5 protein-coding genes are annotated in these 5,028 nt (G+C 32.4%); 3 read left to right on the plus strand and 2 right to left on the minus strand.

Annotation, left to right across the window (positions count from 1 at the left end; all coding sequences use genetic code 11):
- The 3 genes from V7024_RS15755 to V7024_RS15765 all read left to right on the plus strand — a co-directional run.
- On the plus strand, positions 1–1,089 hold a 1,089-nt coding region (locus tag V7024_RS15755), incomplete at its 5' end, for a mobilization protein (protein WP_335521580.1).
- Positions 1,090–1,310: 221 nt separating this feature from the next.
- Positions 1,311–1,967, plus strand: coding sequence for a MarR family transcriptional regulator (locus V7024_RS15760; RefSeq protein WP_335521582.1), 657 nt, complete (start codon positions 1,311–1,313; stop codon positions 1,965–1,967).
- An 873-nt stretch (positions 1,968–2,840) separates the two neighbouring features.
- Complete coding sequence (locus V7024_RS15765; RefSeq protein WP_335521584.1) at positions 2,841–2,996, plus strand: hypothetical protein; 156 nt, start codon at positions 2,841–2,843, stop codon at positions 2,994–2,996.
- A gap of 274 nt (positions 2,997–3,270) precedes the next feature.
- On the opposite strand, the gene V7024_RS15770 is transcribed toward V7024_RS15765, so the two are convergent.
- Positions 3,271–3,633, minus strand: a complete 363-nt coding sequence (locus V7024_RS15770; protein WP_335521586.1) for a hypothetical protein — start codon at positions 3,631–3,633, stop codon at positions 3,271–3,273.
- A 312-nt stretch (positions 3,634–3,945) separates the two neighbouring features.
- Positions 3,946–4,506: a DUF3967 domain-containing protein gene (locus tag V7024_RS15775; protein WP_335521588.1), complete on the minus strand. Its 561-nt coding sequence runs from the start codon at positions 4,504–4,506 to the stop codon at positions 3,946–3,948.
- Positions 4,507–5,028 lie beyond the last annotated feature (522 nt).

Here is a 5,028-nt window from a genome sequence, read left to right on the forward strand (position 1 = left end):
GTCTATAACATGGTTTTACATGATGATGAAGCAAATCCGCATTTACATATTAACTATGTACCGAATTTCGAAAGTAGTCGAGGATTAACGAGGCGTGTCGGAATGGATAGAGCCTTGCAACAACAAGGCATAGATGGAAAAGGAACGGAACTCATTGCGAATTGGAGAACACTAGAAACGGCTTATATCGAAGAATTAGCAAAAGAACATATTTCTGATTTTGAAAGGGCCAATGTAGGGTCTCACAAGTACATGAAAGTCCGTCAGTACAAGGAATATGCAGAAACGAAATCATTTGTTGAAAATCAAGTAGAAAAACAAGAGACGCAGTTGCAAGTGATTAATCATCATGTAGAAAATGCTGAAGAAAAAGTGAATGAATTGCAAGTAGTGAAAAAGCAGTTGGAAAGTGATGTCATTGATAAGTCTAAAGAATTAGAAACAGTGAAACAACAAGTGGAAAGTGGAAGTGAAAAACTGCAGCTGATTGGCCAGCGTTATGTAGAGTTAGAAAAAAGAGTAAAACAACAGCAAGAAGAATTAGATAGTGCTACGGATCAAGTACCAAATGAACCTATTAAAATTCCATTTTTGCGTAAAGAAGTAATAACAGAAGTACAGGATAAAATGTTTGGGAAAGCTGAAATCACGAAGAAACAGACAAGAAATTATGTGTTATCACCAGAACAATATCAAGAATTAACAAAACAAGTGAATGCAGCGGTTACGATCAAAAAGGATTATGAGCGTTTGAAACAAACAGATTTTGTGAAAGAGAATGAGAGTTTAAAAGTACATGCGGAGGGGTGGATGGAAGGAAATCGAATATTGAAACAAGAAAAAAGTCAGTTGCAAAAAGAAGTGGGGACATTAAAGACTGAAATAAGATCTTTAAAAGCTCATATAAGAGATTTACAGACAAATATAAAGGTTTTATATCAGGAAACGAAAAAAGTCTTCAAGGAGCAATTTAAAGTGTTTAGAGGGTTTGTTAAAAATGAACTGGATAATAAGGGAGTTAATAATCATTTTGAACAGGAACATAAGAGGGAAATCCATAAAGAAAGAGGATATGATATGGAGCGATAAAAAAATAAGGAAATTTTGTTTCTCCCTTTATGGTTATTGAAAACGTGATAGAATGAAAAAAGAGCCATGCTCGTAACATGACTCTTTCAAAAAGGGTATTCTACGAAAATACCTAAAAGAAAATTATCTGGTTATAGATTATCATAATTTGATTTATAATCAAATAGCAAAAAATAGGTGTTTTTGTTGATTCTCTCAATTAAGGAGGAATTAACTTAGATATGACAAAGAAAATTATTGATTTTGGACAAGCTGAAAAAAAAGCAAAAGAAAGAGATAGCAAAATTAATAGCATTTATGAAAAACTTGAAGACACTGGTGGACTTTCTGAAGAAGAAAGAGCCATGATGTTGCAAGTATTAAGTAAAATGTCAGGTGGAGAAGAATACTTCATTGGTAAAAAGAAAAAACCTACGGATCGGGTGAGATTTGTGCAAATGATTACAGAGAATATTGATTATTTATGTGAAATTGGCTATTTAACTCAACCGGAAAAGGCATTTTTATTTGATATTTCAAGATTTCTAGAATTTAAATCAAATGTTGTTGTTGAAAAAAATAAAGATGATGATATAAAACCAAATGCAGCGTCTCCTAGTTATTTAGCTAAGAAATTAGGGAAAACAAGGACTTCTATTTCAAAAATGATGAATGAATTGCTCGAAAAAGGAGTTTTAGGAGTTGCAGAAACTGGTGTAATAACTGAAGATGGAAGAACTTGTTCAGCAAGGACTTGGTTTGTTAATCCTAATATATTATGTAATTCACCTAAAGATGATATTGATAGAGCGACTCAACAAATTTTTTCAAAAGCTTTACGTAATATCAAAATTGAAGGTAATAGAAAAAAACATAAACTACCAATTTATTTATTTTAGATGTCAATTTTTATATTGACATCTTTTTTTATGTGGGATTTCCCATTTTATAGGTGTTAAATTTTTTTAACACAGGTGTTAAAAAAATTTAACACCTCATGTCTTATAAACCCTTGCTATTACTGACTTTCTTCACTTTGCTCTTCTCACTCTTATATATAGGGCTAAAAGTTCCGCAAGGAACGGGTCGTATTTTTGAGAAAACCACTCAAAAATCTCCACCCTCAACATCAAAAAGTCGGTTCGTTAATCCTCACCTAAAGGCTATTGCCTTTTCTTTTTGATGTTGTCCTTGCAAAACTTTTTTCGGCTCGTTTGCTTTTCTGACCAAGCCGAAGGACAAAAAGCAATGCAATGGTTCTCGGCTTGGACTAGCAAGTATACGAGCCGAACCGCTAGATCATTCGTCCCAGACTTTTCTTTATCTTCTATATCGCTACGTTTTAAAACGTGGGGTCTCGTCCCCACACGACGAACCAGCACTCCAAACAAAAAGCAATGAAAAATCAAAAGATAAGATCAAAACATGCTTAAAAGCTAGTGTTATGATCTAGTTTTTAATACTTTGAATGGAGCAGCTTTTCGGTATCGCTCGACAAAATAAAAAACCGATATCAGTTGGCGAGGGGCTGTTTTCCAATGTACACCCGGCTAAAACAATAAACTGGCACATATTCTCAAGGTAAAAGGGCGATCTCAAGGGATACGCTCTTTTTTATATTGGGGTACCGCCAGCATTTCGGAAAAAAACAAGCTAAGAACATGCAAGATTTTATACAATTTCAGATCGGGAAATAGATGGTTTTGTTTCCATTTCTTCCCTTAATACACAAAGAAATTAAGAAGATAATAATTATTGGGAGGTGATAAAACATGAAAAATCAAACGGATTTAACAAATAAAAAGAGCCCTGAACGAGAATGTAGTGCAGGGGAAACAAAATGTGAAGGTGATATTCGGTACGTATGTAGAAATGGTCATTGGAAATCTACTAGTACATTTTGTCCGGATGATAATGTGTCAAAGTAGATGTCGCTTTGACACAAGTTACATTGGTTCTGGTGCAAATATGATTTTTTAGAAGGGATAGTGCTCTACATCCATTAAGTTAAAAAAATGGTTGTTCTCAAATCCAAAAGCACGTTATTCTTTTTTTATGCTACTAAGAAAGGATGACGTGCTTTTTTAGGGGTGTCACCAGCAAATCAGAAAAATCCCACGCTAAGCAAAAAAATATAATAAGCCACCCATATGGATAGCTGATTGACATAATTATCGTTATTGGAAGTACTGACTGTTGGAATTATGGTCTTTTTTCCCGATAAGCTGAAGAATGTTCATCAGAAATGCGATAATTTTCTTTTCCTGTTATAGCTGATACTTCCACTAATTTATGACCTATCCAATCCCATACTGCAACTGTATTTAAAGAAACCCATTGGATATTCCCCCGTGCAAGTCGAAAAGAATAATAATCATTGTCTGTTGTGACTAAGACTTCTCTATAAATAATCCTTTTGTTCTTACGATTTTGAATAACTAAAACCAAGTCTAGTTTTTCTTCTTTAGGTATTTGTATAATGCGTGCTATAAACATTTTATTGGAGTTCATCTTTGTTTTGTAAACTTTTTCTGTTTCTATTTTCAGTTCTGGTTTGCCCCTCATAAATTCCCTCCATACTTACTATTTCATAATGATAATTCCTTCTTCAATAACTCTGTACCTTTATTTGAACAAAGAATCCTGTATATTCTATACATATAAAGTTAACATAACGTAACATTATCGGTAGCAAGGAAAAAGATGTCTTCTTACTCTCACAAGGGATTCGCCTTTTTCTTTTTCTATCATTCTATGCATGGTTTTATACATTGTAGAGATACTGGGGTTTTTCTGGCTTATGAATGTTCTGTATTAGTACAAAAATCTGTATAGAATTCTGTATAAAAAAAGCCCTGCATATAAGCAAGGCTTTTTTTATTTCCAAAATTGCCACCATTTTTTTTGTTGGGTAGCTGCAATTAATTTTTTTGTTTCCTGGGTTTCGCGGATCATAGCCATTAGGTTTTGATCACGTTCATCCATTCTTTGGATCACAGCTTTTTGAAAATCTTGTTGTTGTTTTTGTTGTTCAGTTAACCATTCTTTTAAATTTTCTTCATGTTTTTTAAGTTGTTCAGATACTCTTTCAGCGACAATTCTATCTAACTTCTGAACAGTTACAACTTCTTGTCTTACTTGGATTTGTTCAGGTTGTTGTTTAGTTGTTTGGATAGGTTCAATGTCTATATATTCAGGGAATCCTTCTTTATTGAGGAGTTCAATAATTTGTTTTGTTTGGAGGTTTCTTTTATTCCTCATTTTAGCTATAAATTGAAAAACAGGTATACATTTTTGATGGATTAAATACTTGTTCTTTTCACCTTGTTGAAATTTTAAAAAACTACTGTAGGTTTGACAGTTTCGTTTTATAGTCATAGCTGATACTTTTATTTCCTTAGCTACTTCTTCAGCTGATAACCAATCTTTTTCTTGCACTGTTTAGATCACCATCTTTCTAAACATCTGAACTAAACACTATTCAAACAACTAAACAATTCTATAGCTGACAAGGATTTCCTTGTTTTTTTGTTCAGATGGCTGTTTAGATAATATACAACCAGTTTAACATCTGAACAAGCTATATATAGGGCATTCATATGATAGTATTTCTTAAGTTATAATGTCGGAAAAAGCAGAATATATATAGCATACATAGAGTGAGGGAATGCAGTATAAATCAGCATACGAGCATTCCCTTGCTGTTATTATGTATTTATTTTTATATATTATATTTTAAAAATAAAACTACATATTGTGTTTTTCTAACTTTGGAATCACAATATGTATTTATTTTTAAATATGACTATTATATAATGTATTTATTGGGTAATTTTAGAAATCGGGAGGATTTTAATGACTATTTTAAAAGATTATATGGGTTTTAAATATGTTGTACCGTTTAATATTGATGGGAATGATAAGAAAATATTACTTGTAGAATTATTAAAGTTACTTAGA

It is taken from the genome of Bacillus sp. JJ864, from assembly GCF_036963045.1.
Taxonomy (GTDB): domain Bacteria; phylum Bacillota; class Bacilli; order Bacillales; family Bacillaceae_G; genus Bacillus_A; species Bacillus_A pseudomycoides_C.

Coding starts and splice junctions, on each gene's coding strand:
- V7024_RS15770 (WP_335521586.1), bottom strand. CDS start 3,633: ATGAGGGGCAAACCAGAACTGAAAATAGAAACAGAAAAAGTTTACAAA.
- V7024_RS15760 (WP_335521582.1), top strand. CDS start 1,311: ATGACAAAGAAAATTATTGATTTTGGACAAGCTGAAAAAAAAGCAAAA.
- V7024_RS15765 (WP_335521584.1), top strand. CDS start 2,841: ATGAAAAATCAAACGGATTTAACAAATAAAAAGAGCCCTGAACGAGAA.